The organism is Rhodococcus sp. Chr-9 (assembly GCF_000801125.1).
In the GTDB taxonomy this organism is placed as follows: domain Bacteria; phylum Actinomycetota; class Actinomycetes; order Mycobacteriales; family Mycobacteriaceae; genus Rhodococcus; species Rhodococcus pyridinivorans.
On record NZ_JTIZ01000131.1, the window covers coordinates 128,662 to 152,543 of the forward strand.

At 65.5% G+C, this 23,882-nt stretch carries 27 protein-coding genes and 6 pseudogenes; 23 read left to right on the forward strand and 10 right to left on the reverse strand.

The window, feature by feature from the left end:
- Positions 1 to 5: 5 nt before the first annotated feature.
- The 4 genes and pseudogenes from QR64_RS28955 to QR64_RS23705 all read right to left on the reverse strand — a co-directional run.
- On the reverse strand, positions 6 to 146 hold the full coding sequence (locus QR64_RS28955; RefSeq protein ID WP_161793642.1) for a hypothetical protein: 141 nt from the start codon (positions 144 to 146) through the stop codon (positions 6 to 8).
- 153 nt (positions 147 to 299) lie between these two features.
- Positions 300 to 1,519 (reverse strand): IS3 family transposase gene (locus QR64_RS23685; RefSeq protein WP_121208797.1). Its coding sequence is split into 2 segments (ribosomal slippage): positions 300 to 1,210 and positions 1,210 to 1,519, totalling 1,221 coding nucleotides; the frame shifts between segments, so codons are not numbered across the junction.
- 416 nt (positions 1,520 to 1,935) lie between these two features.
- Positions 1,936 to 3,356, reverse strand: a protein-coding gene (locus QR64_RS23695) for an IS3 family transposase (RefSeq protein WP_152641004.1) whose coding sequence is annotated in 2 segments (ribosomal slippage) — positions 1,936 to 2,993 and positions 2,993 to 3,356 — 1,422 coding nt in all. Because the reading frame shifts where the segments join, the coding sequence is not laid out codon by codon here.
- A 324-nt stretch (positions 3,357 to 3,680) separates the two neighbouring features.
- Positions 3,681 to 4,054, reverse strand: a pseudogene (locus tag QR64_RS23705) (transposase); the annotation flags it as partial.
- A 290-nt stretch (positions 4,055 to 4,344) separates the two neighbouring features.
- Here QR64_RS23705 and QR64_RS26705 point away from each other — a divergent pair.
- Positions 4,345 to 4,668, forward strand: a complete 324-nt coding sequence (locus tag QR64_RS26705; protein ID WP_152641005.1) for a hypothetical protein — start codon at positions 4,345 to 4,347, stop codon at positions 4,666 to 4,668.
- Positions 4,669 to 5,060: 392 nt separating this feature from the next.
- On the opposite strand, the gene trxA is transcribed toward QR64_RS26705, so the two are convergent.
- Both trxA and QR64_RS23715 read right to left on the reverse strand, forming a co-directional pair.
- Positions 5,061 to 5,431, reverse strand: a 371-nt coding sequence (trxA, locus tag QR64_RS23710) for a thioredoxin (RefSeq protein WP_152641009.1), incomplete at its 5' end; no start/stop codon positions are given.
- Positions 5,432 to 5,464: 33 nt separating this feature from the next.
- Complete coding sequence (locus QR64_RS23715; protein ID WP_039587593.1) at positions 5,465 to 6,844, reverse strand: MBL fold metallo-hydrolase; 1,380 nt, start codon at positions 6,842 to 6,844, stop codon at positions 5,465 to 5,467.
- A gap of 137 nt (positions 6,845 to 6,981) precedes the next feature.
- Here QR64_RS23715 and QR64_RS23720 point away from each other — a divergent pair, with 137 nt between their 5' ends.
- The 6 genes from QR64_RS23720 to QR64_RS23745 all read left to right on the forward strand — a co-directional run bounded on the left by QR64_RS23720 (position 6,982) and on the right by QR64_RS23745 (position 10,664).
- Entirely contained in the window at positions 6,982 to 7,254 is a 273-nt protein-coding gene (locus QR64_RS23720) for a metal-sensitive transcriptional regulator (protein WP_039587595.1), read from the forward strand.
- A gap of 114 nt (positions 7,255 to 7,368) precedes the next feature.
- Positions 7,369 to 7,983 carry a rhodanese-like domain-containing protein gene (locus QR64_RS23725; protein WP_006551698.1) on the forward strand — a complete coding sequence of 205 codons (615 nt, stop codon included), beginning with the start codon at positions 7,369 to 7,371 and terminating at the stop codon, positions 7,981 to 7,983.
- Positions 7,971 to 8,849 (forward strand): sulfite exporter TauE/SafE family protein, encoded by an 879-nt coding sequence (locus tag QR64_RS23730; RefSeq protein ID WP_039587596.1) that lies wholly within the window; start codon positions 7,971 to 7,973, stop codon positions 8,847 to 8,849. The genes QR64_RS23725 and QR64_RS23730 overlap by 13 nt, the downstream gene beginning before the upstream one ends.
- A 57-nt stretch (positions 8,850 to 8,906) precedes the next feature.
- A complete protein-coding gene (locus QR64_RS23735; RefSeq protein WP_006551700.1) occupies positions 8,907 to 9,221 on the forward strand; it encodes a rhodanese-like domain-containing protein in 315 nt (104 codons plus the stop codon).
- 127 nt (positions 9,222 to 9,348) lie between these two features.
- Positions 9,349 to 9,726: a BlaI/MecI/CopY family transcriptional regulator gene (locus tag QR64_RS23740; RefSeq protein ID WP_006551702.1), complete on the forward strand. Its 378-nt coding sequence runs from the start codon at positions 9,349 to 9,351 to the stop codon at positions 9,724 to 9,726.
- Positions 9,723 to 10,664, forward strand: a complete 942-nt coding sequence (locus QR64_RS23745) for a M56 family metallopeptidase (protein WP_039587599.1) — start codon at positions 9,723 to 9,725, stop codon at positions 10,662 to 10,664. Before QR64_RS23740 ends, QR64_RS23745 begins: the two co-directional genes overlap by 4 nt.
- Here QR64_RS23745 and QR64_RS23750 read toward each other — a convergent pair.
- Positions 10,654 to 11,067 (reverse strand): hypothetical protein, encoded by a 414-nt coding sequence (locus QR64_RS23750; RefSeq protein ID WP_152641006.1) that lies wholly within the window; start codon positions 11,065 to 11,067, stop codon positions 10,654 to 10,656. The genes QR64_RS23745 and QR64_RS23750 overlap by 11 nt on opposite strands.
- A 211-nt stretch (positions 11,068 to 11,278) precedes the next feature.
- Here QR64_RS23750 and QR64_RS23755 point away from each other — a divergent pair, with 211 nt between their 5' ends.
- The 4 genes and pseudogenes from QR64_RS23755 to QR64_RS23770 all read left to right on the forward strand — a co-directional run.
- Positions 11,279 to 12,019 carry a DsbA family protein gene (locus QR64_RS23755; RefSeq protein ID WP_039587601.1) on the forward strand — a complete coding sequence of 247 codons (741 nt, stop codon included), beginning with the start codon at positions 11,279 to 11,281 and terminating at the stop codon, positions 12,017 to 12,019.
- Positions 12,016 to 12,834: a cytochrome c biogenesis CcdA family protein gene (locus QR64_RS23760; RefSeq protein WP_039587603.1), complete on the forward strand. Its 819-nt coding sequence runs from the start codon at positions 12,016 to 12,018 to the stop codon at positions 12,832 to 12,834. The genes QR64_RS23755 and QR64_RS23760 overlap by 4 nt, the downstream gene beginning before the upstream one ends.
- 101 nt (positions 12,835 to 12,935) lie before the next feature.
- Complete coding sequence (locus QR64_RS23765; protein ID WP_039587605.1) at positions 12,936 to 13,709, forward strand: sulfite exporter TauE/SafE family protein; 774 nt, start codon at positions 12,936 to 12,938, stop codon at positions 13,707 to 13,709.
- Positions 13,710 to 13,832: 123 nt separating this feature from the next.
- Positions 13,833 to 15,123, forward strand: a pseudogene (locus tag QR64_RS23770) (MBL fold metallo-hydrolase); the annotation flags it as partial.
- On the opposite strand, the gene QR64_RS23775 reads toward QR64_RS23770, so the two are convergent.
- Positions 15,113 to 16,219, reverse strand: coding sequence for a HoxN/HupN/NixA family nickel/cobalt transporter (locus QR64_RS23775; protein ID WP_235367317.1), 1,107 nt, complete (start codon positions 16,217 to 16,219; stop codon positions 15,113 to 15,115). The pseudogene QR64_RS23770 and the gene QR64_RS23775 sit on opposite strands and share 11 nt — an antisense overlap.
- Positions 16,220 to 16,338: 119 nt before the next feature.
- On the opposite strand from QR64_RS23775, the pseudogene QR64_RS23780 reads away from it, so the two are divergent.
- From QR64_RS23780 to QR64_RS28495, 10 genes and pseudogenes are all read left to right on the forward strand, one after another.
- Positions 16,339 to 16,609 (forward strand): annotated as a pseudogene (locus QR64_RS23780) (metal-sensitive transcriptional regulator).
- A 115-nt stretch (positions 16,610 to 16,724) separates the two neighbouring features.
- Positions 16,725 to 17,324 (forward strand): rhodanese-like domain-containing protein, encoded by a 600-nt coding sequence (locus QR64_RS23785; protein WP_039587607.1) that lies wholly within the window; start codon positions 16,725 to 16,727, stop codon positions 17,322 to 17,324.
- Between the two features lie 2 nt (positions 17,325 to 17,326).
- The gene (locus QR64_RS23790) at positions 17,327 to 18,205 is read left to right on the forward strand and encodes a sulfite exporter TauE/SafE family protein (RefSeq protein WP_039587610.1); all 879 of its coding nucleotides are present in this window, start codon (positions 17,327 to 17,329) and stop codon (positions 18,203 to 18,205) included.
- 57 nt (positions 18,206 to 18,262) lie between these two features.
- On the forward strand, positions 18,263 to 18,577 hold the full coding sequence (locus tag QR64_RS23795; protein WP_039587717.1) for a rhodanese-like domain-containing protein: 315 nt from the start codon (positions 18,263 to 18,265) through the stop codon (positions 18,575 to 18,577).
- 120 nt (positions 18,578 to 18,697) lie between these two features.
- A complete protein-coding gene (locus QR64_RS23800) occupies positions 18,698 to 19,243 on the forward strand; it encodes a DsbA family protein (protein WP_083543719.1) in 546 nt (181 codons plus the stop codon).
- Entirely contained in the window at positions 19,240 to 19,722 is a 483-nt protein-coding gene (locus QR64_RS23805; RefSeq protein WP_039587612.1) for a hypothetical protein, read from the forward strand. Before QR64_RS23800 ends, QR64_RS23805 begins: the two co-directional genes overlap by 4 nt.
- A gap of 26 nt (positions 19,723 to 19,748) precedes the next feature.
- Positions 19,749 to 20,373 (forward strand): sulfite exporter TauE/SafE family protein (locus QR64_RS23810; RefSeq protein WP_235367319.1); only part of this gene is annotated, 625 nt, incomplete at its 3' end.
- A gap of 1 nt (position 20,374) precedes the next feature.
- Positions 20,375 to 20,519 (forward strand): annotated as a pseudogene (locus tag QR64_RS28485) (sulfite exporter TauE/SafE family protein); the annotation flags it as partial.
- A gap of 77 nt (positions 20,520 to 20,596) precedes the next feature.
- A pseudogene (locus QR64_RS28490) lies at positions 20,597 to 21,246 on the forward strand (MBL fold metallo-hydrolase); the annotation flags it as partial.
- Position 21,247: 1 nt separating this feature from the next.
- A pseudogene (locus QR64_RS28495) lies at positions 21,248 to 21,866 on the forward strand (rhodanese-like domain-containing protein); the annotation flags it as partial.
- A gap of 21 nt (positions 21,867 to 21,887) precedes the next feature.
- Here the strand turns inward: QR64_RS28495 and QR64_RS28630 are convergent.
- Positions 21,888 to 22,196 carry a hypothetical protein gene (locus tag QR64_RS28630; RefSeq protein ID WP_052227411.1) on the reverse strand — a complete coding sequence of 103 codons (309 nt, stop codon included), beginning with the start codon at positions 22,194 to 22,196 and terminating at the stop codon, positions 21,888 to 21,890.
- A complete protein-coding gene (locus QR64_RS28635) occupies positions 22,193 to 22,915 on the reverse strand; it encodes a hypothetical protein (RefSeq protein ID WP_268814384.1) in 723 nt (240 codons plus the stop codon). Before QR64_RS28635 ends, QR64_RS28630 begins: the two co-directional genes overlap by 4 nt.
- 241 nt (positions 22,916 to 23,156) lie before the next feature.
- Here QR64_RS28635 and QR64_RS23825 point away from each other — a divergent pair, with 241 nt between their 5' ends.
- Positions 23,157 to 23,426 (forward strand): metal-sensitive transcriptional regulator, encoded by a 270-nt coding sequence (locus QR64_RS23825; RefSeq protein WP_016695659.1) that lies wholly within the window; start codon positions 23,157 to 23,159, stop codon positions 23,424 to 23,426.
- A 32-nt stretch (positions 23,427 to 23,458) separates the two neighbouring features.
- On the forward strand, positions 23,459 to 23,872 hold the full coding sequence (locus QR64_RS23830; protein WP_039587618.1) for a DUF302 domain-containing protein: 414 nt from the start codon (positions 23,459 to 23,461) through the stop codon (positions 23,870 to 23,872).
- Positions 23,873 to 23,882 lie beyond the last annotated feature (10 nt).

A 23,882-nucleotide genomic window follows, 5' to 3' on the forward strand; every position in this document is an offset into this window, starting at 1 on the left:
GACGATCAGCTGCGCGCTGGGACCCGTTCTTCGACGATTACATGATCATCGGTGAGCTGTACCGGTATCCCACCTTCCATTTCGATTTCCATGAACGACAACTCACTCTCGATCATCCGCGCTGAATCACGAATCTTCAGCCCCACGACACCAGATTCTTCGGTTTCAACACTCGCGAGGATTCCGACAAGATCGTGAGAATCCCTGGCTGACACGAATCTGGAACGCTGCAGGTCAGTGCGCCACGCTACTGACAGGCCCGGCGAGGGGCGTTCCCCCCGAGATGTGGACACCAATTCCTATGCGGCGGTGGCCAGCATAGCCGATCGCTGCTCGAAATCGATCGGACAGATCTGACCGAGAGTGGAATGCCTCCTTCGCGTGTTGTAACGCGTGATCCAACGAAAGACAGCGGCACGCGCCTCACCCGCACCGTTCCAGTGTTTCCGGCCTTGCAGCGTCTCCCGTTTCAACGTCGCGTTCCACGATTCGGCGGCAGCGTTGTCCGCCGACGTTCCGACCGCACCCCGCGACCGGATCACCCCCAATTCGCGGCACAGATCGGCGAAGTCCTTCGAAACATACTGGGCTCCGTTGTCGGAGTGAAAGATCGCACCGTCGAGCCCGGTGGCACCACGGGCGGCGGCCGCAGCCCGTAACGCGTCGGTGACCAACTCGGTGCGCATGTGATCCGCGATCGACCAGCCTGCCAGCCGTTTCGAATTCAGGTCCAATACCGTTGCCAGATAGAGGAATTGTCCGTCGCCCACCGGAAGGTACGTAATGTCACCAACGTACTTGGTGTTCGGTGCACTCGCGGTGAAGTCCCGCCGGATCAAATCCGGCACGGGGGTTGCGGAGGGTTCGGGGATCGTGGTGCGCACGGTCTTGCGCAGATGCACCCCGACGATGCCGTTCTCACGCATCACCCGTTCGACCCGCTTGTGGTTCACCTCGAACCCGGCGTCCCGCAACTCCGCGGTCACTCGCGGGGACCCGTAGGTGTCGTCGGAGTCGGCGTGGATGACGCGGATCTGCTCGGCCAACTCCTGATCGGCGCGGGCACGTTCGGCCCGCGCCGGCGCCGAGGTCCGCCACCGGTAGAAACCGGAGCGGGAGACCTCGAGGATCTGGCACAGCCACTTCACCGGGAAGGTGTCGCGGTGGTCGTCGACGAACTGGAAGCGGCTCACCAGTTGGTCTCGCCCGCGAAATATTTCGCGGCCCTGCGCAGGATCTCCCGTTCGGTCTCGAGCTTCCGGATCTGGGCTTTGAGCTGCTTGTTCTCTTCCTCCAACACAGACTCGGACGATACCGCGCCGACCGATCCCGACGTCCGGGTCCGGTCGGCGATTGCGGACACACCGGTGCGTTTGCGTTCGGCGCGAACCCAGTTGCGCAGGGTCTCCCGGCTGACGCCCAGGTCGTTGCCGATGCCATCGAAGGTGTGGCTCGGATCGGACAGGTACAGCGCGACGGCATCGGCCTTGAATTCCGCCGAGTACGCCTTCTTCGCCATCTGTGACATCACTTTCTCTGGATCCTCACGATCCAGTGTTCACGATGTCCACACTCAAGGGGGAACCCCCGAGAACCTACACTGTTTGTGTAGGTGTCCCTTGCCAGTCGATCTGAGGCATTGCCAAACTGGTAGGGCAATTGAAGGAGTCTTGCCAACAACGTGCGGCAGGAAGCTCGTCTACCAGCGGTTTCTGGTTCGTTCCCGTAGGTCGCGGTTGCAGGTTCCGCAGGATCGTGTCATTTCCGACTTTTGTTTCGTCGGCATGTCATTTTCACGTTTCATGTCACTCGGGCGGGCACCGTGAAAGTGCCCCCCACCAGCGAAGTTAAGGTCACGTGGGTGCAGGAGTCAGGCGATCCTGTCGCGACGACCATCGCTGCGGAATGTGTCAAGGGGTTTGAGTCCAGTGGGTGTCAGGCGGCTATCGTGGCGTCCTCCACGGTGGCCTCGGGATCATCGCCTGGCCGGTTGATGTAGACGGTGTCGGGCAGGTCGAGGATCTTCGGCGCTGCCGTGGTGCCGAAGCGATGCGGATGCCGGGCACGAGCAGTATCGAGTACCTCTCGGCGTTCGGCCGCCTTGCCGGCGGCCAGACCGAAGTGGACATCGGCGGGTGTGTGCAACCCGATTCCGGTGTGGCGATGTTCGTGGTTGTACCATTCGGTGAACTCGATCATGAACCCCCTTGCCTGACTGAGGGATCCGAAACGTTCAGGAAACCCGGGCCCGTACTTGAGGGTCTTGAACACCGATTCGGAGTACGGATTGTCGTTCGACACCCGCGGCCGCGAATGCGAACGGGTGACCTCGAGATCAGCCAGCAACGTGGCGACGGACTTGCTGGTCATCGACGTGCCACGGTCGGCGTGCACGACCTGCGGAATGCCGTGTACGTCGAAGATCTGCTCCATCAACTCCCGCGCCAGCAGACCCGATTCGTGCGCGTGAACATGGACTCCGACGATGTACCGCGAGTAGATGTCGATCATCACGTACGCATCGAAGTAGCGGCCCTTCTCCGGCCCGGCGAGTTTGGTGATGTCCCACGAGTACACCTGCCGCGGCGCGGTGGCGACCAGCTCCGGGCAGGTCCTCGCCGGATGCCGCGCAAGTCGGCGACGCTCGCTGACCTGCGCGTTCTCACGCAGCACGCGATACATCGTGGACACCGAACACAGGTAGATACCCTCGTCGAGCAGTTGCGCATAGATCTCGAGCGGTGCCCGATCGACAAACCGATCGCTGTTGAGCACCTCGAGGATGCGACGGCGTTCGAGGGCGGTGAGCTTGTTCGCCGGCGGGGTCGGCGGCGCCGACACCACCGGCGGTGTCGGTGCGGTCGCTGCGGTGCGCCGCCGGACTGCGGTCGAACGCACCACACCGGTCAACGCACTCGCGGTTCTCGTCGACACCCCGGCCGCGGTCAAGTCGCACCACACGGCGGTCAGCGCTTGTTCGGCTTGCCGTCGACATCCGCTCTCTCGGAGAGAGATTCCAAGAGAGCGTGAGCTTTTCCCATGATGTCCAGGGCGGCCTCGGTGGTGGTCAGTCTCTTGTTCGCGCGGGCGAGCTCTTGCTTGAGGCGGGCGATCTCGGCCTGCTCGGCGGTGAGTTTGCCGATTTTTGTGCCGGGTTGTTTGCCGTCGAGCACACCGGCGTCACGTTGTTTGCGCCACTCGCTGATCAGCGACGAGTAGAGGCCTTCACGGCGTAGGTACGCGCCGCCTTCATTCGTCGCGCAGGCCTGCTCGTACGCGACCAGGTGGGCGAGCTTGTCGGCGGGGCTGAACACGCGTCGGCGGGGTCCGTCGGCTCGGGGGTGAGTGGAGGCCATGCGGTCATTGTCCTCGACCGCCGTAGGGGTGGGCATCGTCATCGTTGGGTTGATCCGTATCTCGCCCTGCAGGCGGAGTTGCTGTGAACCGCTGGCCTCAACTCAGCCTGACACGCAGGGCTGCGGCGGATCCGCACCGGAGGATCGGGGACTGCCGGTACGGAAGGTCCGTAGTCATACGCGTCGGCGGCGCTATTCCGGGATGTTCCGGCCGGCCATCTAAGAGCATGTCTCATTTGGCGAGTTTCTTGAAGCAAGTCAACGCGGCAGCGAGTTGAAGAAAAGCAGCGAAGTGCTCGCCGTGACGTTCGTAGCGGATGGTGAGGGACTGGGACCGGTCAGAGAGCCCCCCTTTTCGCCCGCACGTGCGCGGCGTCGAGGATCGCGGCGGACCAGTCCAGGTCCCCGCCGGCGCCGAGTCGGTCGAGGACGCGCCGGTGCAGTTCGTCGAATACCCCGGCTTTGGCCCAGGTGGTGAAGCGACGATGTGCGGTCGGGACGCTGACTCCGAACGACGGTGGCAGGTGTCGCCACGCGCACCCACTGGTGAGCACGTAGACGATCGCGGTGAACACGGCCCGATCATCGATCGCTGCCCGGCCGCCGCCCTGCGGCCGGGGCGAGAACCCGGGTAGTAGCGGTTCGACGATCTCCCACAACGCATCCGGCACCAGTCGTAAAGACAACGCATCAACCACGATGGTGCACTATGCCGCACAGAAGATCCGAGCCATAAGAGACATGCTCTAAGGCGGTCATGTCCTATATGAGCCGATTCGAGCTGGACTGGCTGTGGTTGGCGGACTACGCACCGGAGGGGGGATCGCGGCACAGCCGACGTGGGTGTGCGGCCCAGACGAGAAGACCATGCATCGGCATGTGCAGTATCTGCTGCTTCAACGCACAGTCGGCAGCTCACCGTGGTCGACGTCAAATCCGCCGAGTTCGCCAGTCGCGAGGAGGTGGCGCAGGTATTCACCTGGACCGAATGAGTGTGCGCGAGGTGGGCTGGTCGTATAAGGCGTGGACCGGCTCGAATCCTGTTGTGCTGGTGAATCTGCGAGTTCTCGGGGGCACAGCGAATGGATCGACCCATGATGATGACGACACTCGGGAACGTCACAGTGTCCGGGATGACCTCGACGACCTCACCGTTTCCGTGAAGAGGCCCGGCTCGCGCATCGCGGTGTCAGCGAAGCTGATGTCCGGTGTGGGCGGTGGACCTGACAGTGCCGCTGTCTGGACAGTCGCAGGTGATCTGGATAAGGAGAACACGGTGACGACATCGTCGACTTACGTGCAGGAATCATAGACTTGGCCCTGCCGGGGACCGGTTCCCCTGATGCCCGCACGGCAACTCTAGGGTATCTGCCCTGGCGTGGCTCACGGACATACCTGACGCACGCACCGGCCCCGACCCCTGGATCAAAGTTGACTGCTCGGGTCGGTTCCGGTTCGTGCACCGTCTCCATGATTGCGACCGAGGTCAGCGGCGGAAGAGCGACCGCACACTTCGACGCTCGGCGCGGGCAGGAGGGGTGTCCTGACCACAGGTGCAGCGGTCGGCGGCGGACACGGAGCGCATGACGGCGTCGACATGTTGTCCGCATCCACCCCATCCGGTCTTGCCGCACTTGGGGCAGGCGACGGGGTAACACATGGGAATCCTCCTCGATGAGAGTTCGCTACGGACCGACGAACCGGTCAGGAGCGGGAGGTTGCGCGTTGTTCGGCAACCTGGCTGTGGATCTCGGCCATGTCGAGGTCCTCGATCCGGGTGATCAGGTCCTCGAGGGCCGGTGCCGGCAACGCGCCGGGCTGTGAATAGACGAGCACACCCTCACGGAAGGCCATGATCGTCGGAATCGAGCGGATGTTCGCCATAGCGGCGAGCTGCTGCTCGGCTTCCGTGTCGACCTTGGCATGCACGATCTCGGGGTGCGCCTGCGACGACTTCTCGAACACCGGAGCGAAGCTGCGGCACGGGCCGCACCACGATGCCCAGAAGTCGACGAGCACGATGTCGTTACCGACGATGGTGGATTCGAAGTCCGCCATCGTGAGGTTCTTCGTCGNCCGGTTCCGTTCCTTTCGCGAGACCGGAATGATCAGGCAGGGACATGGGATTCGGCCCAGGCGTTGTAGCCGCCGAGCAGATCCGTGACGTTCTCGAAGCCCTGGGCCCGCAGCAGCGACGCCGCCACGCTCGAACGCCATCCGCCGGCACAGTGCACTACGATCGGCTTGCCGGAGGGAACCTGGTCCAGACGGGTACGCAACTGCGCCAACGGGATCGAAACCGCGCCCGGAATGGTCCCGAACTCGCGCTCGCCGGGGTTGCGGATGTCGACGAGGGTGACCGCGTCGGCGGCGAGCAAGCGGTCGAGCTCTTCGACGGTCGTCCGCGGCGCGGCCTCGATCAGGTCGGCCAGCTCCGCAGGGAATGTTCCGTCCCGGTCGACGTTCAGATAACCTGCCGCACCGTCGGATCCGATTCGCGCCAGACGCACCGCAGCGTCCTGCTCCTCACCGGGATAGGTGATCAGCACGATCTTCTCGCCGACCTCGGCGACCATGCCGCCGGTCTCTGCGAAGCGCCCGTCGAACCCGACATTGACCGAACCGCGCAGGTGTCCGGCGGCGAAGTCGTCGACACTTCGCGCATCGAGAACACGCGTACCGGCAACGAGCTCCGCCTTCACCTGTTCCGGACTCAGCTCGGGAATCGTGCGGTCCTGCAACAGAAGCGGGTGCATCCGCTTGTTCATCGCGGCGTCGACCGAGAAGTACGACGGGGCGGCCGGCTGCCCGTCGGTGACCAGGGCGACGAAATCGTCCTCGCTCATCGGCTGCACTGACGGATTGGTCACGCGCTGCTCTCCGATGGTCGAGGTCAGCTCGGTCGACAGGTTCTTGCCGCACGACGAACCGGCACCGTGAGCAGGCATGACCACGACCTGGTCGGGCAAGGTCAGCAGCTTCTCGTGCACGGTGTGATACATCGCCCGCGCCAGATCGCTGGTGGAGCCGTCGCCGAGGTTGACCAGGTCGGGGCGGCCGACATCGCCGATGAACAGCGAGTCGCCGGTGAGCACCGCCGACGGGACGGCATCGGGGTGTTCGCGCACCAGCACCGAGATCGATTCCCAGGTGTGGCCTGGGGTGGAGAGGATTTCGAGTTCGACCTCACCGAGAGACAGCTTCTCGCCGTCGCGCAGTCGGCGGATCGGGTAGTCGGTCTCGGCGGCTTCACCGAATCCGATCCACGCACCCGTGGCGTCGACCAATTCGAGGTGACCCGAGACGAAGTCCGCATGGAAGTGGGTGTTGATCACCCCTTCGATGGTCAACCCGTACTTCTGTGCGTCGGAGAGGTATTCGGTGATGTCGCGGCGGGGGTCGACCACGACCGCCCTGCCCGTGCTCTCGTCACCGATGAGGTAGGACGCGTGGGAGAGGCACTCGATGTAGTACTGCTCGAGAATCATGAATTCCTCCGTTGCTGGATCCGGGTGATGTTCCGGTGATGTAGACATCGTGGCATATACCCCCTAGGGTATGTCAAGTACCCCCTGGGGTATCTCGGATCCGATATCCCGGTAGCGCGGGATCGAGCAGGGGGTTTCTGATGGAGAATCCGGAAACGGACACCGCCGCTCTACGACGCCTGCGTCGAGCGCAAGGTCAGCTCACCGCGGTGATTGCGATGCTCGAAAACGGCCGCGACCTGCGTGAGGTGGTCATCCAGCTCGCAGCGGCATCCCACGCACTGCACCGCGCCGGCTTCAAGATCATCTCGGACCGACTCCGCCGATGCATCCTCGCCGAGCAGGGCGCCACCTGCGCCGACCACATCACCGAGGAGCAGCTCGAGAAGCTGTTTCTCGGCCTCGCCTGAACTCGCACGGCAACACTTGCATATACCCCTAGGGGTATGTATACGATGGTCGGGTAATACCCCCGGGGGCACCTCCTCGAACCCCTACCGATCCTCACGCTCGAAAGGCCACTCATGACCGAGTCCCCTACCGCCACCGTCGATCCGAATTCGCTGCACGAGTCGATCGATTCGGGCAGGCCCGTACGGATCGTCGACGTCCGGACTCCCGGCGAATTCGAGTCCGTGCACATTCCCGGCGCCTACAACGTCCCCCTCGACCTGCTGCGTGAGCATCGCGACGAGTTCTGCGCCCATCTCGACGAGAACGTCGTACTGGTGTGCCGCTCCGGTCAGCGTGCCGGCCAGGCCGAACAGGCCCTGCGTGAAGCAGGGTTGCCGAACCTCCACATCCTCGAGGGCGGCATGCTCGGCTGGGAATCGGCCGGCCTGCCCGTCAACCGCGGCGCAGATCGCTGGGATCTCGAACGCCAGGTCCGGCTCGTCGCCGGCTCGCTCGTCCTGGGCTCGGTTCTCGGAAGCATCGCCGTGCCGAAACTCAAGTGGCTCGCTGCCGGAATCGGCGGCGGGTTGACCTTCGCCGCACTGTCGGACACCTGCGCGATGGGCATGCTGCTGTCCAAGCTGCCCTACAACCGCGGGGCACAGTGGGATCTCCAGAACGTCGTCACCCAGTTGACCGGAGGTCCGTCCTGCCCGGCCGAAAGGAAACTGGCATGGTCGCGCTGACCGTAGCCCTGGCGGTCCTGGTCGGCGTCACCCTCGGACTGCTCGGTGGCGGGGGCTCGATTCTCACCGTCCCCCTACTCGCTTACGTCGCAGGGATGGACGCAAAGGAGGCGATCGCCACCTCGCTGCTGGTCGTGGGTGTCACCAGCGCGGTCGGCGCGATCTCCCACGCTCGCGCCGGCCGCGTGCAGTGGCGTACCGGCATCCTGTTCGGCCTGGCCGGCATGGTCGGCGCCTACGGCGGTGGTCTGCTCTCGCGCTTCATTCCGGGCACCGTACTGCTGCTCGGCTTCGCCGTGATGATGATCGCCACAGCGATCGCCATGCTCCGCGGCCGCAAGAACAAGGCCGCGGCCGGTGAGGGCGACGCTGCGATGCCCGTCGGCAAGATCCTGCTCGACGGTGTCGTGGTCGGCCTGGTCACCGGTCTCGTCGGTGCCGGCGGCGGCTTCCTCGTCGTGCCGGCCCTGGCATTGCTCGGCGGCCTGCCCATGCCGATCGCGGTCGGCACGTCGCTGATCGTGATCGCCATGAAGTCCTTCGCCGGACTCGGAGGCTATCTGTCCACCGTGCAGATCGACTGGCGTCTCGCGGCGATGGTCACCGGTGCCGCCGTCGTGGGCAGCCTCATCGGCGGCCGCCTGACCTCGCTGGTCGATCCGGACACCCTGCGCAAGAGCTTCGGCTGGTTCGTGCTGATCATGTCCTCCGTCATCCTCGCGCAGGAGATCCACCCCGGCGTCGGCATTGCCACGGCGGCACTCACCGTGGTCGCCGCCGGCACCACCTATGTCTGCAACCGCAGCGAGCACTGCCCACTGCAACGCCTCGGAGGACGCTCTCGCACAGCCGCGGCGGCGGTCTGAACGCACGACGCGGAAGCGCTCACCCGTTCTCGACAGACCCGAACCGAGGAGTTCACCATGCAGGAAGTCGACACTGTCGCTCTGATCACGGCGTGGGAGTCCGGAGCTCCGGTGCTCGATGTCCGCGAGGACTACGAGTACCTCCGGGGCCACGTCCCCGGCGCTCGGTCGATCCCCCTCCCCGAACTGTCCGCCCGCGTAGGGGAGGTACCGCCGGGAGGGACCGTCTATGTGATCTGCGCGTCCGGAAACCGGAGCAAGCGTGGAGCCGAGATCCTCGAATCCGCGGGACGGTCCGCAGTGTCCGTCGCCGGCGGGACGAGGGCGTGGGTCTCCGCGGGTCGGGAAGTGCGGCGCGGACCCACCCCCTGAGCGCCGCGCCGAACTTCTTCACCAGCGGCCTGCATGCCGCCTTCGATGACGGCATGCAGGCCGTAGAGTGGAACTTCGCCGGGCCGGGCCCGGACGATGGTGAAACGAAAGCGGTGACACGGACGTGATGGGCCTCGGCGAGCTGGAATCGGCGATCATGGACGTGCTGTGGCAGAGCGACGAACCCCTTCGTGTACGCGATGTGCTGGCACGCCTCGAGCCCGACCGGTCGCCGGCCTACACGACCGTGATGACGGTCCTGGACAACCTGCACACCAAGGGCATGGTCACCCGCAGCCGAATCGGCCGTGGTTACAGCTACCGCGCAACCCGTAGCCGCGAGGAAACCGCGGCAGAACTGCTGCGGCACGTGCTCCGGACGTCCGGCGACGCCGAACAGGTCATGCTGCACTTCGCCAGTTCTGCGACGGAGGACGAATCCCGGATCCTGCGCCGCGCCGCCCGGCGGACCACGGCCCGCAACCGCAGGAATCTGCCCTCGTGATCGTTGCAGCAGCACTGTTCGTGGCAGCGCTCGTCCTCGGTTTCGCAGCGCCGCGATGGCTTTCGCATCTGGCCTCCCCGGGCCGCGATCCGCGCGGTGCGCTCACCGCGTGGGTGGCAACCCAGATGCTGTTCGTCGCGGCGCTGGTCGGTGGCCCGTTGGCAGTGGCCACGAAACCCGGCTTGCATGTGGACCGTCTGCCTCTACCCGCGTCGTGTGTGCGTGCCGCCCGGGATGAGGGACTGTTGCCGTGGCTGCCCTACGCCGAGACAGTGCTGTGGGTGGTCGCAGGATCGGTCCTCGTACGAATATTCCTGGTGGTATCGCGTTCCTATCACCGGTACCGCCGCGAAACCGCTGCCCACCTGAACCTGATCCGAGTTCTCAGTGGAGTCCGGACACGCGGTGGAGGTGAGGTGATCTGGCTGCGTGATACCGCATGTGCCGCATACAGCATCGGTGGCCGCAACGGCACCGTCGTCGCCGCCGAGGGGTTGAAAACGCTCGACCTGCAGGCGCGTCGAGCGGTAATCGACCACGAGTACGCGCACATCCGCGGGCGTCATCACGTATTGGTGGCGATCAGTGGCGCTCTGCGCATGGCATTGCCGTTCGTGCCGCTGTGCCGGCAGGGAGCACCGTGGATACGCGTGCTCGTCGAGTTGGCAGCCGATCACCGAGCCGCGCAGTCCAGCGGCCACGATGCGGTCCGCGATGCCCTGCTCCGATGCGCACAGTCCTCGGAGCCTGCGGCACGAGACAAGTCGTCCGACGGCTACCTCGACGCGAGACTTCGGTGGCTGAGTTCGGTTGGTCGGTCCGACCGCCCGCGCTCCGCGCTCACTCGCCCTTCCGCCGTGGCCTTCTCTGTTTTTCCCGCGTTCCTCACCGCAGTCTCCGTCATCGGAATCGTGACCGCGTCCTGTCTCACGGTGTAATCGACCCGACCGGTGGTGTGCAGGAGTCGTCGCAGGTTCGGCGTCGCCACCGGTAGAGGACCGCGCCGGCGAGCAGAGTCAGTGAGCAGAGGGCGAGGATCGGCTGTAAGGGGGCCCACCATCCGAGCGCTCCTGACGCGCCGATCGTGACGAGCACCAGTTTGTTGCAGACCGGGCAGCCCACGGCGAACACGGCCAACATGACTCCGGCAGCGGGTGTCGCCGTCCGCGATCCGTCGCTGCGAGGGTTCTGGAGACCGAACCACAGAGCGGTCAGCACCACGGTCGCTCCGAGCACCGGATATTCCCACCAGCGCACCGGAATCTCGCGCCCGAACCACGGGTTCACGAGGATATCGGTGGGTACGCCGACGACGAGGAGGGTGACCGCCCCCGCTGCCACCGCTCGGAACAGAGCTCTGATTCGATACGAATTTTTCTGAGCCACATGGTGATTGCGGGTCTCGAGATCTGCGGGAGGGGTCGTCACATCTGAATCCTTTGTCGACGCGGGTCAGTACAACTACTAAGCAGCTTAGTAGTTCGAGCTACTATCTCGCTTAGTAGTTCGGGGTGATCGATCCACTCCGGTACGACCGACCGTGGAGGCACGCATGACCCCGACGAAACAAACCATCCGTACCCGGCGGGACCTGTGGCTACTCGGCGCTCTCGGCGTCGTCGTCGCAGTGCTGCTCGCGTTCCTCGTCGTCGACCGCACCGGCACGGACGAGACGGCCGAGCCTGTGTCGACCCCACAGATGGGGCCGGTCGGCGACATGTCCCGACGCATCGACGGTGACCCGATGGCGATCGGCGCGGTGGACGCTCCTGTGGTGATGGTCGCGTATTCCGACTACCGATGCCCCTTCTGTGCCAAGTTCAGCCGGGACACCGAACCGACCCTGGTCGACAAATACGTCGACGAGGGCATTCTGCGCATCGAATGGCGCGACCTTCCGATCTTCGGCGACCAATCGATGGCCGCTGCCCGCGCCGGCCGCGCCGCCGCCGCACAGGGGAAGTTCTGGGAGTTCGGCACCGCCGTATACGCATCCTCCCCCGATCGCGGCCATCCCGACTTGACGCCCGAGGCCCTGCGCAGCTTCGCTGCTGCGGCCGGAGTGCCCGACCTGGACCGATTCGATCGACAAGCCGCCGACCCATCCCTCGACCAGGACATCTACGCCGACGCATCCCTCGACCAGGACATCTACGCCGACGTGCTCGAGGCGAACACGATCGGTGTGTCGAGCACACCGTCGTTCGTGATCAACGGAACCCCGATCCTGGGCGCGCAACCGCTGGGAGTCTTCGAGCAGGTCATCGAGGCAGCAGCCGGGACGACACCGTGACCGAGATCGGACTGCTCGGCGCTCTACTGGGCGGTCTGCTCTCTCTTCTGAGCCCCTGCTCGGCACTGCTACTGCCCTCGTTCTTCGCATACGCCTTCGACGGCGCCGGACGTCTCGCAGCCCGCACCGCCATCTTCTACGCCGGCTTGACCGCGGTCCTCGCACCACTGGGTGCCGGACTCGGATTGATCGGCGCACTCCTGACCCAGCACCGCCCCCTGATCACCCTGATCAGCGGCATCGTTCTCATCGGCCTCGGCATCACGACGGTGCTCGGCGGGGGCTTCGCATTCAAGTCGGCGCAGCGAGCCACGAACTCCCTGACCGGTTCCGGCGCCCTGTCCGTCTTCGCGCTCGGAGCCGTGTACGGATTCGCAGGATTCTGCTCGGGCCCCCTTCTCGGGAGCGTGCTGACCATCGCGGTCGCAGGAGGTCACCCGCTCCACGGCGCCGGACTGATGGCCGTCTATGCACTCGGTATGGCACTGCCGCTGTTCGCACTCGCCGTCGCGTGGGAACGATTCGACCTGCACAAGCGCACCTGGCTACGCGGACGCCCCATTAAGCTGGGACCGTTGCGAACGCACACCACCTCGCTGATCTCGGGGATTCTGTTCATGGGCATCGGCGTGCTGTTTCTCGTCACGGACGGCACCGCGAATCTCACCGGTGTGATGGGGGTCGACGAACAATTCGACCTGCAGGTTGCACTCGGAGGATTGGCCGAAGCGATGCCCGGCCCGGAGATACTGCTCATTGCCGCCCTGATCGCGTTCTTCGCGGTCGCTGTTCGTGTCATCCGGCTCCGGCGATGAGGAGCGACATCGGCGGAATATGTGACCGGTTCACCCGATGCCCGGATTGATCGCGTCCGGCCGGGGTATTGCCGACAGAGGATTCGACAGAGGGGATCTCCATGACGTTGGCGCTCGCGCTCGGCTTCGGTGCCGTCATCGGCGTGCTGCTGGGTCTGCTCGGCGGAGGCGGATCGATCCTCGCGGTTCCCGCGCTGGTCTTCGGACTGGGGCTGAGTATGGAGGAGGCCATCCCGATCTCGCTGATCGTCGTCGGTGTGGCGTCGGCAGTAGGAGCGTTGCCGAAAGTGCGCGCTCACCAGGTCGAATGGCGCCTGGCGGGGATCTTCGCTGCCACCGGCATTCCGGCCACTTTCGCCGGCAGCGCCGTGGGACGCCTGCTACCCGAACGCGCCTTGCTGATCGGCTTCGCGATGGTGATGGTGGTGGCAGGCGCGCGGATGCTCGCCGACCGTGGCGACACCGGAACGGCGTGCTCGACCGGGAACTCCGGAATCAACTGGCGTCGATGCGCCCCTCGGTCGATCTCGGCCGGCCTCGCAGTCGGCTTCCTCACCGGCCTGTTCGGAGTCGGCGGTGGATTTCTCATCATCCCGGCGCTCGTCCTCATGCTCGGCATCGAGATGCCCGTCGCCGTGGGCACTTCGCTCGTGATCATCGTCGCCAATTCCGCCGCGGGCCTGATCTCGCATCTGAGCGGCACGAGCATCGACTGGGCGATCACCGCCGCTTTCGCCGGCACCGCGATCGTCGGGTCGCTCATCGCGGGGCAGTTCGGCACCCGTGTCGACACCGACCGGCTTCAACGCTGGTTCGCCTATCTGGTGTTCGCCGTGGCCGCCTACGTGCTCGTGGACGCGATCTTCCTGCGGTAATCGATGCAGCACCCATCGTTTCGCCTATACGGGTACGGGTATCCGTTCCGAACATCCCTCGAACGAAGGAGTCTGACGATGGACGTGTCGATCATCGAAACCTCCGGCCTCGGCGATCGCAGNTGCGGGTGACGTCGGCGCCGTGGTCGACCCGCAGCGCGACATCGACCGCGTACTGAAACTGGCGGCCGAACGCGGGGTGCGCATCACCCACGTACTCGAAACACACATCCACAACGACTACGTCACCGGCGGTCTCGAACTGTCCCGGGTCCTGAACGCGGAATACGTCGTTCCCGCCGTGGACGACCTCGGCTACCAGCGGCGCGCGGTGGTCGACGGCGACATCATCGACGCCGGAGCCTTCCGCTTCCAGGTCATGCACACTCCCGGCCACACCCATCATCACGTCAGCTATGTGCTGCGCGATCCCGACGACACTGCCGTCGGAGTGTTCACCGGCGGTTCGATGCTCTTCGGCACGACCGGACGGACCGATCTCGTCGGCGAGGAGCACACCGACGAACTCACCCACGCGCAGTACCACTCGGTGCGCCGCCTCGCCGAGGAACTGCCCGCCGAGACGAAGGTGTACCCCACGCACGGCTTCGGCAGCTTCTGTGCCGCCACACCCGCCAGCGGCGATGAGTCCACCATCGGCCGCGAACGTGCGTCGAACCCGGCCCTGACCCAGGACGAACAGGCATACGTCGACGAACTGCTCGCGGGGCTGGCCGCCTACCCTGCCTATTACGCCCATATGGGAGTGATCAACCGCGCCGGACCTGCGCCGGTCGACCTGTCGATGCCCGAGCGCGTCGATCCGGACGAGTTGCGCCGGAGGATCGACGCCGGCGAATGGGTGGTCGACCTCCGCGAGCGCACCGCCTTCGCCGCCGGGCACCTCGGCGGCACCCTCGGATTCGAACTGTCCGGTTCGTTCGTGACCTATCTGGGCTGGCTCTACACCTGGGGAGCGCCGTTGACCCTCATCGGAGAGAGCGAGGAGCAGGTACTCGACGCTCGTCGCGAACTCGTCCGCATCGGCATCGACGATCTCGAAGGCGCGGCGGTGGGTGAGATCCACACCCTCGTCGCCGGCACCGAACTGCGTTCCTATCGCGTCGCCGATTTCCCCGCCCTCGCCTGCAGACGCGACGAGCAGCAGGTCACCGTCCTCGATGTACGGCAGGCGAACGAATTCGACGAATCGCACATCGACGGCGCGGTCAACATCGCACTGCACGAACTCCCCGGTCGTCTCGACGAGGTCCCCCAAGGGGAGGTCTGGGTGCACTGCGCGTCCGGCTACCGCTCGTCGATCGCGGCATCGATGATCGATGCACCCGAACGCAACGTCGTTCTCGTCAACGACGAATTCGACCGTGCCCGCGAGCTCGGACTCACCGGTTGACGCGGACCTCCTGCTCTCGACGGCTCACCCGGCAGCGGCAACGCTGCCGGGTGAGCACCACCGCGCCGATCCACAGCACGGCAAAGGTCGCCGCCAGTGCGATACCGATGTAATCAAGGTCCAGATCCGCGACCCAACCGGTCCACGGGTCGGTCAATTCGAGCGCCTCATGCGCCGTGGACACCAGGATGATCGTCCCCAGCACCGCTGCGGCGACGACCGACACACCCGTGGTGATCAGCGTGAAGAAGATCTTCGTTCCGGGCGCCAACCCCTCCCCGGAGTAGAGCTTGGTCATCGCGATACCGTCGAGCGCGTCGACGAGGGTCATACCCGCGGCGAAACACAGAGGCAGTGCCAGCACCAACCACACCGACACGCCGGTGAGGGTCGTCGCGACCGCGGCGGCGACGACCCCGATGGTCATCGCGGTGTCGAATCCCAGCCCGAACAGGACACCGAGCACGTAGATGTGCCGGGGATACCGCACTCTCCGCAGAGGCGCCTGCAACACTCGGGCCACCGCCGTGCGCGACAACGCCACTTCCACGGCAGTGGCGTCCGGGTCGCGCTCGCGGTACAGGGCCCAAAACCGCAGCCAGGCCACAGTGTTGACCGCCGCGATCAGTACGAGGAAACCTCCGGCGACCATCGCGCCGACCGTCGCCAACAGCGCAGTCATCGGCTCGTCGTCGGACACCAGCCGGGTCGCGGCCCCGACTCCGGCAGCCACCAAGGCGGTCACCACGAACACCACCGTCGAATGTCCCAGGCTGAACGCCAGTCCTACGCTCATGGGCCGACGCCCTTCACCGACGAACTTGCGAGTCGCGTTGTCGATGCCGGTGATGTGGTCGGCGTCGAGAGCGTGCCGCAGCCCCAACGCGTATGCGGTGAGCGCGACGCCCACACCCACCGCATCGGCAGCCGACGTCCACTGCGCCCACGCCAGCAACCCGAATCCCAGGACATGTACCGAGGCCACAACCGCCAAGGTCGCAGCAATGCGTAGCCGCTCGGGAACGCGTTCTCGCTCGGAACTATCGATCAGGCGGGCGAGCCTCGACCCGCGAGACGAGGTGGCGTAGTCACTCAAGCGCTGTTCTCCCTCCACCTACGCGGACCGAGCACCACGGCAACGGGGCGTTCCCCCCGAGATATGGACACCAATACCTATGCGGCGGAANCAGCGCAGGATCGAGCAGGGAGTTACCGATGGAGAATCCGGAAGCCGATACCGCCGCCCTGCGACGCCTGCGCCGAGCACAAGGCCAGCTCACCGCGGTTATCACGATGCTCGAAAACCGACCGCGATCTGCGCGAGGTGGTCATTCAGCTCGCAGCGACATCCCACGCGCTGCATCGCGCCGGATTCAAGATCATCTCGGACCGGCTCCGCCGATGCATCCTCGACGAACAGGACGCCGCCTGCGACGACCGCATCACCGAGAAGGAACTCGAGAAGTTGTTCCTCGGCCTCGCCTGAGCTCACCCAACAAGCTCCTTGCATATACCCCCAGGGGTATGTGTACGATAGTCGAAGAATACCCCCTGGGGCACTTTTATCAGCCCCATCCGATTCCCCGATCGAAAGGCCCCCCATGACCGAGTCCCCCGCTGTCACCGTCGACCCGAACTCCTTGCACGAGTCGATCGACTCCGGCAAGAACGTGCGGATCATCGACGTCCGGACTCCGGGCGAGTTCGAGTCCGTGCACATCCCCGGCGCCTACAACGTCCCCCTGGACCTGTTGCGCGAGCACCGCGACGAGTTCTGCGCTCATTTCGACGAGAACGTCGTCCTGGTGTGTCGCTCCGGACAGCGTGCCGGTCAAGCCGAAGAGACCCTGCGCGACGCAGGATTGTTCAACCTCCACATCCTCGAGGGCGGCATGCTCGGCTGGGAAGCGGCCGGCCTGCCCGTCAACCGCGGCGCCGAACGCTGGGACCTCGAACGCCAGGTCCGGCTCGTCGCCGGTTCGCTCGTGCTGAGCTCGGTTCTCGGCAGCATCGCCGTGCCGAAGCTCAAGTGGCTCGCCGCCGGAATCGGCGGTGGGTTGACCTTCGCCGCACTGTCGAACACCTGCGCAATGGGCATGCTGCTGTCCAAGCTGCCCTACAACCGCGGCGCCTCGTGCGACGCCCAGAGCATCGTCGCGCAGCTTGTCCAGTCGAATACCGAAAGCGCCGAGAGGAACTGATCATGATCGCGTTGACCGTAGCTCTGGCAGTCCTCGTCGGTGTCACCCTCGGACTGCTCGGTGGCGGGGGCTCGATTCTCACCGTCCCGCTGCTCGCTTACGTGGCAGGTATGGACGCAAAGGAAGCGATTGCCACTTCGCTGCTGGTCGTGGGTGTCACCAGCGCGGTCGGCGCGATTTCCCATGCACGCGCCGGCCGCGTGCAGTGGCGCACCGGAATCCTGTTCGGTCTGGCCGGCATGGTCGGCGCCTACGGCGGGGGTCTGCTCTCGCGCTTCATACCCGGCACCGTCCTGCTGCTCGGCTTCGCCGTAATGATGATCGCAACAGCGATCGCCATGCTCCGCGGCCGTAAGAACAAGGCCGCGGCCGACGACGGCGACCAGGCCATGCCCGTGGGCAAGATCCTGCTCGACGGTGTGGTCGTCGGTCTGGTCACAGGCCTCGTCGGCGCCGGCGGCGGCTTCCTCGTCGTCCCGGCTCTGGCGCTGCTCGGTGGTCTGCCGATGCCGGTCGCGGTCGGTACCTCGCTGATCGTGATCGCCATGAAGTCCTTCGCCGGACTCGGCGGCTACCTGTCCACAGTGCAGATCGACTGGCGTCTGGCGGCGATGGTCACCGGTGCCGCCGTCGTGGGCAGCCTCATCGGCGGCCGCCTGACCTCACTGGTCGATCCGGACACCCTGCGCAAGAGCTTCGGCTGGTTCGTCCTGATCATGTCCTCCGTCATCCTCGCGCAGGAGATCCATCCCGGCGTCGGCATCGCCGCGGCGGCACTCACCGTCGTTGCCGCCGGCGCTATCTATGCCTGCAACCGCAGGGAGCACTGCCCGCTGCAACGACTCGGAGGACGCTCTCGCGCCGCCGTGGCGGCGGGCTGAGCGGAGAACTCGGAAGTGCTCACCCATTCTCGACAGACCCGAACCGAGGAGTTCACCATGCACGAAGTCGACACTGCCGCTCTGATCCAGGCGTGGGAGTCCGGAGCTCCGGTGCTCGATGTCCGCGAGGACTACGAGTACATCCAGGGCCACGTTCCCGGCGCCCAATTGATCCCCCTCCCCGAACTGTCCGCCCGTGTGAGCGAGGTAGCTCCGGGAGAGACCGTCTACGTCATCTGCGCATCCGGAAACCGGAGCAAGCGCGGAGCCGAGATCCTCGAATCGGCCGGACGGCCCGCGGTATCCGTTGCCGGCGGGACGAGAGCGTGGGTGTCCGCGGGCCGAGAGGTCCGGCGCGGCCCCACCGCCTGAGCATCGGGCCGAACTTCTTCACCAGCGGCCTGCACGCCGCCGTCGACGACGGTGTGCAGGCCGTAGAGTGGAACCGTGCCGGGCTTCGCCCGAACGGTAGGAGTGGGACCGGTCGGAGACATGTCCCGACGCATCGACGGCGACCCGTTGGCGATCGGCGCGGTGGACGCTCCCGTGGTGATGGTCGCGTACTCCGACTACCGCTGCCCGTTCTGTGCCAAGTTCAGCCGGGACGTCGAAGCGGCCTTGATCGACAAGTACGTGGACGAGGGAATTCTGCGCATCGAATGGCGCGACCTGCCGATCTTCGGCGAGCAGTCGATGGCCGAAGATCTTGCCGGCCACGCCGCTGCCGCACAGGGGAAGTTCTGGGAGTTCGGTACGGCCGTCTACGCCTCCTCCCCCGATCGTGGTCATCCCGACCTGACATCGGAGGCTCTGCGCAGCTTCGCAGCTGCGGCCGGAGTGCCCGACCAGGACCGATTCGACCGGCAGGCCGCCGACCCGTCCGTGGACCAGGACATCTACGCCGACATGCTCGAGGCGAACACCATCGGCGTGGCAAGTACACCGTCGTTCGTGATCAACGGCACCCCGATTCTGGGCGCACAACCGCTCGGGGTCTTCGAGCAGGTCATCGAGGCAGCAGCCGGGTCGGCGCCGTGACCGAGATCGGTCTGCTCGGCGCCCTGCTCGGCGACCTGCTTTCCCTGCTCAGTCCGTGCTCGGCGCTGCTACTGCCCTCCTTCTTCGCGTATGCCTTCGACGGCGCGGGACGTCTTGCAGCACGCACCGCACTCTTCTATGCCGGATTGACCTCGGTGCTCGCGCCTCTGGGCGCCGGACTCGGATTGGTCGGTGCGCTCCTGACTCAGCAGGCTCCATTGCGAACTCATACCGCCTCCCTCATCTCGGGTCTGCTGTTCATCGGCATCGGCGTGCTGTTTCTCGTCACCGACGGCACCGCGAATCTCACCGGCCTCATGGGCGTCGACGAGCAGCTCGACCTGCAAGTTGCACTCGGACAATGGGCCACGGACATGCACGGTCCCGGCCTACTCCTGACAGTCGCTGTCATCGCGTTCGCCGCGGTCGCAGTCCGCGTGATTCGGCAACGGCGTCAACATCGACCCGGGTACCACTGAAAGAGGATGCGACCGAAAGGAGCGAGATGACGTTGGTGCTCGCGCTGGGCTTCGGTGCCGTCATCGGCGTGCTGCTCGGCCTGCTCGGCGGAGGCGGATCGATCCTCGCGGTCCCGGCTCTGGTCTTCGGCCTGGGGTTGAGCATGGCGCAGGCCATCCCGATCTCACTGATCGTCGTCGGCGTGGCGTCGGCGGTGGGGGTGCTTCCGAAAGTACGCGCTCGCCAGGTCGAGTGGCGTCTGGCAGGTATCTTCGCCGCCACCGGCATTCCGGCCACCTTCGCGGGCAGCGCCGTGGGACGGTTGCTTCCGGAACGCGCTCTTCTGATCGGGTTCGCGGTGGTGATGGTCTTGGCAGGAGCGAGGATGCTCGCCGATCGTGGCGATACCGGAACAGCGTGCTCGACCGAAGGATCCCGAATCAACTGGCGCCGTTGCGCTCCTCGGTCGATCGCGGCCGGCCTCACGGTCGGCTTTCTCACCGGCCTGTTCGGTGTCGGCGGCGGATTTCTGATCATCCCTGCGCTCGTCCTCATGCTCGGCATCGAGATGCCGGTTGCCGTGGGCACCTCGCTGGTGATCATCGTCGCCAATTCCGCCGCGGGTCTGATCTCGCATCTGAGCGGCACGAGCATCGACTGGGCGATCACCGNCTTCGCCGGCACAGCGATCGTCGGGTCGCTCGTCGCGGGGCAGTTCGGGACCCGCATCGACACCGACCGGCTTCAACGCTGGTTCGCCTATCTGGTGTTCGCCGTGGCCGCCTACGTGCTCGTCGACGCGATCTTCCTACGGTGACCGCTACCGCATCCACCGTTTCACCCATACGGGTACGGGTATTCGTCCCGTACATCCCCCGAATGAAGGAGTCCCCGATGGACGTGTCGATCATCGAAACCTCCGGCCTCGGCGATCGCAGCTACCTGATCAGCGCGGGCGACATCGGTGCCGTGGTGGACCCGCAACGCGACATCGACCGAGTACTGAAGCTGGCGGCCGAACGCGGAGTACGCATCACCCACGTGCTCGAAACGCACATCCACAACGACTACGTCACCGGCGGTCTCGAACTGTCCAGGGCAGTGAACGCCGAATACGTCGTTCCGGCCGGCGACGATCTCGGCTACCAGCGGCGCGCGGTGGTCGACGGCGACATCGTCGACGCCGGAGCATTCCGATTCCAGGTCATGCACACTCCCGGCCACACGCATCATCACGTCAGCTATGTGCTGCGCGATCCCGACGACACTGCCGTCGGAGTGTTCACCGGCGGTTCGATGCTCTTCGGCACGACCGGACGGACCGATCTCGTCGGCGAGGAGCACACCGACGAACTCACCCACGCGCAGTACCACTCGGTGCGCCGCCTCGCCGAGGAACTGCCTGCGGAGACGAAGGTGTACCCCACGCACGGCTTCGGCAGTTTCTGCGCCGCCACACCCGCCAGCGGCGACGAGTCCACCATCGGCCGCGAACGTACGTCGAACCCGGCCCTGACCCAGGACGAACAGGCATACGTCGACGANGGACCTGTCGATGCCCGAGCGCGTCGATCCGGAGGAGCTGCGCCGGAGGATCGATTCCGGCGAATGGGTCGTCGACCTCCGCGAACGCACTGCTTTCGCCGCCGGACACCTCGGCGGCACCCTCGGGTTCGAACTATCCGGTTCGTTCGTAACCTATCTGGGCTGGCTCTACACCTGGGGAGCGCCGTTGACCCTGATCGGAGAGAGCGAGGAGCAGGTACTCGACGCGCGTCGCGAACTCGTCCGCATCGGCATCGACGATCTCGAAGGTGCCGCAGTGGGCGAGATCCACACCCTCGTCGCCGGCACCGAACTGCGTTCCTATCGTGTCGCCGATTTCCCCGCTCTCGCCCGCAGACGCGACGAGCAGCAGGTCACCGTCCTCGATGTGCGGCAGGCGAACGAGTTCGACGAATCGCACATCGACGGCGCCGTCAACATCGCACTGCACGAACTCGCCGATCGTCTCGACGAGGTCCCCCAGGGGGAAGTCTGGGTGCACTGCGCGTCCGGCTACCGCTCGTCGATCGCGGCATCGATGATCGATGCACCCGAACGCAACGTCGTTCTCGTCAACGACGAATTCGACCGTGCTCGCGAACTCGGACTCACCGGCTGAGACGGTCCCTCAGCCAACGGATCACCCGGCAGTTCGGTAACGCTGCCGGGTGATCAGCGCCGCCCCCATCCACAGCACGGCAAATGTCGCCGCCAGCGCCAGGCCGACGTACTCCAGGTTCAGAGCCGCGATCCACCCGGTCCACGGGTCGGTCAAGGCGAACACCTCGCGCGCCGTGGACACCAGAATGATGGTTCCCAGCACGGCTGCGGCGACGACCGACACACCCGTGGTGATCAACGTGAAGAAGATCTTCGTTCCGGGTGCCAGACCCTCACCGGAATAGAGTTTGGTCATTGCGATGCCGTCGATCGCGTCGACCAGTGTCATCCCCGCGGCGAAACACAAAGGTAGTGCCAGCACCAACCACACCGAGGCGCCGGGAGGGTCGTCGCGACCGCGACGGCGACGACCCCGATGGTCATCGCAGTATCGAACCCCAGACCGAACAGGACGCCGATCACGTAGATGTGCCGGGGATGACGCACCCTGCGCAGGGGCGCCTGCAACACCCGTGCCGCCGCCGTCCGCGACAGCGCCTGCTCCACGGCCACGGCGTCCGGCTCACGCTCGCGATGCAGGGCGCGCAAGCGCACCCAGGCCACGGCGTTGACGGCGGCGATGAGGACGAGGAAACCTCCGGCGACCACCGCGCCGACCGTCGCCAGCACCGCCGTCGCCGGTTCGTCGTCGGACAACAACCGCGTTGCGGTGCCGACCCCGGCTGCCACCAGGACCGTCACCACGAACACCACTGTCGAATGCCCCAGGCTGAACGCCAGGCCCACGCTCATGGGCCGGCGGCCTTCGCCGACAAACTTGCGCGTCGCGTTGTCGATACCGGTGATGTGATCGGCGTCGAGAGCATGCCGCAGCCCCAACGCGTGTGCGGTCAGTGCGACGCTCACACTCACCGCATCGGCGGCCGACGTCCATTGGGCCCACGCCAGCAGACCGAAGCCCAGGACGTGCACCGACGCCACAACCGCCAAGGTCGCAGCGATGCGCAGTCGCTCGGGAACGTGCTCTCGCCCGGAACTGTCGACCAAGCGAGCGAGCCCTGAATCACGAGACGAAGTGACGAACTCACTCACGCGCTGTTCTCCCTCCGACTGCGCAGACCGAAGCACCACGGCAGCGCAGGGCGTCGCAGCAATCGTCGCCCTCATACCCGCACGGCGTAGCTGTCACACTCGTGGTCGACAAGGTGAAGATCGGTCGCACAACTCACACTCCGACCAGATACCCCCGGGGGTACAATGGTCTACAGAACTAGGAAAGGACGCCTCCATGGTCGGCGACGAAGACAGCATCGCACTGGTACTCAACCGGCTGCGCCGCGCGCAGGGTCAGCTCGGCGGAGTGATCGCGATGATCGAACAGGGTCGTGACTGTAAGGATGTCGTAACCCAGCTCGCCGCGGTCTCCCGCGCTCTGGACCGTGCCGGATTCAAGATTGTGGCGAGCGGTTTGCGGGAATGCCTCACCGAGACGGCCCAGGACGGCAAGGAGCCGATGACCGAGGCCGAACTCGAGAAGCTCTTCCTCGCCCTGGCTTGACACCTCCCCTTCCGAGAGAAAGCAGGACACCCATGACACTCGCACTCTCGACCACCCTCCACACCTCGTTCGACGATGCGGTCGAACGCACCCGCAAGGCACTGGCCGGGCAGGGATTCGGCATTCTCACCGAGATCGACATGAAGGCCACCCTGAAGGCCAAGCTCGGTGAGGACCTGGAGGATTACGTGATCCTCGGTGCGTGCAATCCGCCGCTCGCCCACCGGGCGGTGACGGTCGATCGGCAGATCGGGCTCTTGCTCCCCTGCAACGTCGTGGTCCGCACCGACCCCGAGGATCCCGACACCGTGGTGGTCGACGCAATGAACCCACAGATGATGGTGCAGGTCGCCGATCAGCCGGGACTCGCGGAGGTCGCCGACGACGCCACCACCGCTCTGCAGGCCGCCATCGATTCCTTGAAGGCGGATACGGCACAGAACTGAATCGACACCA